Source organism: Mesorhizobium sp. M1A.F.Ca.IN.020.06.1.1 (assembly GCF_004023265.1).
Classification (GTDB): domain Bacteria; phylum Pseudomonadota; class Alphaproteobacteria; order Rhizobiales; family Rhizobiaceae; genus Mesorhizobium.
In genome coordinates, this window is record NZ_RZSR01000775.1 from 1 (window position 1) to 2,913 (window position 2,913).

The following is a 2,913-nucleotide window of genomic DNA, read 5'->3' on the forward strand; positions in this document are numbered from 1 at the left end:
CGATGGAGGTCCGCGCCTGGACACTGCTCAACGAGCTCTCGGCACGGATTCCCAGCGTGCGCGAGCCGGTGGCGTCGCTGTCGGGCGGGCAGCGGCAGACGGTGGCGATCGCCCGCTCGCTGCTGATGGAGCCGCGCGTGATCCTCCTCGACGAGCCCACCGCCGCACTCGGCGTCGCGCAGACCGCTGAAGTGCTGAATCTCATTGAGCGCGTGCGGGATCGCGGGCTGGGCGTCGTCATGATCAGCCACAACATGGAGGACGTGCGCGCCGTGGCCGACCGCATCGTGGTGCTGAGGCTCGGCCGCAACAACGGCATCTTCCTGCCCGGCGCCTCCAATCAGGAGCTGGTCACGGCGATCACCGGCGCCGACGACAATGCGGTCTCGCGGCGCGGCAGGCGCACGGCCGAGAAAGCGCAAGGAGAACAGCCATGACCACGGCGTCCGACCGCAATCCCGGCGCGCTGCTCGATCGCAGCGACGAACGGCTGAAGGATCGCAGCGGCGCCAAGGGTGTCATCAGGGGCTTCCTCGACCGCGTCCGCTCCGGCGATCTCGGCTCGCTGCCCGTGGTTGTCGGGCTGGTTTTGATCTGCACGATCTTCCAGACGCTCAACCCGGTATTCCTGTCGCCGAACAATCTGGTCAATCTTTTGTTCGACTGCTCGACGGTCGGCATCATCTCGCTCGGGATCGTCTGCGTGCTAATGGTGGGCGAGATCGACCTGTCCGTCGGGTCCGTCAGCGGCCTGGCCTCCGCGCTGCTCGGCGTGCTGTGGGTGCAGTGGGGCTGGCCGGTCGCGCTTGCCATGCTGGCGGCGATGGCGGTCGGGTTCGTGACCGGCTGCGTCTACGCGCTGCTGCTCAACAGGCTCGGCATGCCAAGCTTCGTCTCGACGCTTTCGGGCCTGCTCGCCTTCCTGGGATTGCAGCTCTACATCCTCGGCCCGACGGGCTCGATCAACCTGCCTTACGATTCGCCGCTGGTGAATTTCGGCCAGCTTCTGGTGATGCCACACTGGGTGTCGCACACTTTGGCCGTCGTGCCCGGCGTGCTTGCCCTGGCTCTCGGCTATCGCAAGGCGCAACGCCGCCAGGCCGCCGGCCTGTCATCGCGTTCGCTGGGCGGGCTGCTGCTCCAGGCGGTCGCGATCACGGTCGCGCTCGAACTGGTGGCTTACTACCTCAACCTGTCGCGCGGCGTGCCCTGGATGTTCGCGTTGTTCGTCGGCCTGGTCGTGGCGATGAACTATGCGCTGAAGCGCACCCAATGGGGCCGCTCGATGACCGCTGTCGGCGGCAACCGCGAAGCGGCGCGTCGCGCCGGCATCAATGTCCGGCTGATCTACGCCAGCGCCTTCGCGCTCTGCGCCACGCTGGCGGCGACGGGCGGCCTGCTCTCGGCAGCACGCCTGGCAACCGCCAGCCAGCAGGCCGGCACCGGCGACGTCAATCTCAACGCCATCGCGGCGGCCGTCATCGGCGGCACCAGCCTGTTCGGCGGCCGCGGCAGCGCCTATTCGGCGCTGCTTGGCATCATCGTCATCCAATCCATCGCAAGCGGCCTGACGCTGCTCGATCTGTCATCCTCGCTCCGGTACATGATCACCGGCTGCGTGCTGGCGATCGCGGTCATCGTCGATTCTCTCGCCCGCCGCTCGCGTGTCTCACACGGCCGCGCCTGACGGCCTATCGAAGAGGATCGCAATGTCTGAAAGTCTTTCCGGCAAGGTTGCCGCAATCACTGGCGCTGCCTCGGGCATCGGGTTGGAATGCGCCCGCACCATGCTCGCAGCCGGCGCGAAGGTCGTCCTTGTCGACCGGGCCGAGGACCGGCTTCAGAAACTTGTCGCGGAGCTCGGCGACAATGCTTATGCCGTCGTCACCGACCTGCTCGATCCGGCGAGCGTCAACCGCATGATGCCCGAGATCCTCGAAAAGGCGGGCCAGCTCGACATCTTCCATGCCAATGCCGGCGCCTATGTCGGCGGGGAGGTAGCGTCGGGCGATCCCGACCAGTGGGATAGGATGCTCAACCTCAACGTCAACGCCGTGTTCCGCACGGTGCACGCCGTGCTGCCGCATATGATCGAGCGGAAGAGCGGCGATATCATCGTCACCAGTTCGGTGGCCGGCTTCGTTCCCGTGGTCTGGGAGCCGATCTACACCGCCTCGAAATTCGCCGTGCAGGCATTCGTCCATACGGTCCGGCGCCAGGTGCTGAAGCACGGCATTCGCGTCGGTGCAGTCGCTCCCGGTCCGGTGGTGACGGCGCTGCTCAGCGACTGGCCAAAGGCCAAGATGGAAGAAGCGCTCGCCGCCGGCAGCCTGATGGAGGCGAAGGAAGTGGCGGACGCCGTGCTGTTCATGCTGACGCGACCGCGCAACATCACCATTCGCGACCTCGTCATCCTGCCGCAGAGCGTGGACATCTGAGCGGCTTGCCGACCGGCCTTCGCAGAACGGAACCGCCGCCATGATCCTCGACCGCTTCCGACTGGACGACAATGTCGCGCTGGTGACCGGCGGCACGCGCGGCATCGGCCTCGCCATCGCGAAGGCGCTCGGCGAAGCCGGCGCACGCGTCGTCGTTGCGGGCCGGACGATGAAGGATGATGCGCGGCAGGAACTCGCGGGCCTCGCCTTCGACTTTCACGCCGCCGAGATGCTGGACGAGAAAGCGCCGGACAGGCTGGTCGCCGACACGCTCGCCAAGGCCGGCCGCCTCGACATCCTGGTCAATAGCGCCGGCATCGCCATCCATGGCGACAGCGGCGACTATCCGGAGGACATCTGGCGGCAGACGATGGTGATCAATGTCGATGCCGTCTTTCGCTGCTGCAGGGCGGCGCTGGCGCCGATGCGGCGCCAGGGAGGCGGCGCGATCCTCAATGTCGGCTCGATTTCCGGC

4 protein-coding genes are annotated in these 2,913 nt (G+C 66.9%); all 4 read left to right on the forward strand.

All coding sequences use genetic code 11. From position 1 onward, the window contains the following. Positions 1 to 437, forward strand: a 437-nt coding sequence (locus EOA60_RS26710) for an ATP-binding cassette domain-containing protein (protein ID WP_164899553.1), incomplete at its 5' end; no start/stop codon positions are given. Next, positions 434 to 1,687, forward strand: a complete 1,254-nt coding sequence (locus EOA60_RS26715; RefSeq protein ID WP_095802294.1) for an ABC transporter permease — start codon at positions 434 to 436, stop codon at positions 1,685 to 1,687. The genes EOA60_RS26710 and EOA60_RS26715, both read left to right, overlap by 4 nt. 22 nt (positions 1,688 to 1,709) lie before the next feature. Continuing rightward, entirely contained in the window at positions 1,710 to 2,438 is a 729-nt protein-coding gene (locus EOA60_RS26720) for an SDR family oxidoreductase (protein ID WP_067328815.1), read from the forward strand. A 40-nt stretch (positions 2,439 to 2,478) separates the two neighbouring features. Then, on the forward strand, positions 2,479 to 2,913 hold a 435-nt coding region (locus EOA60_RS26725; protein WP_164899554.1), incomplete at its 3' end, for an SDR family oxidoreductase.